The organism is Winslowiella arboricola (assembly GCF_025527015.1).
Classification (GTDB): domain Bacteria; phylum Pseudomonadota; class Gammaproteobacteria; order Enterobacterales; family Enterobacteriaceae; genus Erwinia; species Erwinia arboricola.
This window is the reverse complement of sequence record NZ_JAODIM010000006.1, coordinates 1-235: the sequence shown is the minus strand read 5'-3', so window position 1 is coordinate 235 and position 235 is coordinate 1. Positions and strand designations below refer to the sequence as shown.

Here is a 235-nt window from a genome sequence, read left to right as displayed (position 1 = left end):
CGCCGCTTTACGCGGATCAGCCGTTGCTGATTGCTCAGTGGTTTCGCTTGCAGCAGGCGTTTGCGCCGCTGCTTTTTTGGCTTTAGCACGGGCAATTGCCGCTTCCACCGCCGCTTTACGCGGATCAGCCGTTGCTGATTGCTCAGTGGTTTCGCTTGCAGCAGGCGTTTGCGCCGCTGCTTTTTTGGCTTTAGCACGGGCAATTGCCGCTTCCACCGCCGCTTTACGCGGATCA

1 pseudogene is annotated in these 235 nt (G+C 58.7%); it reads right to left on the bottom strand.

Annotated features, from left to right (window positions below):
* A pseudogene (locus N5923_RS00025) lies at nucleotides 1-235 on the bottom strand (electron transport complex subunit RsxC); the annotation flags it as partial.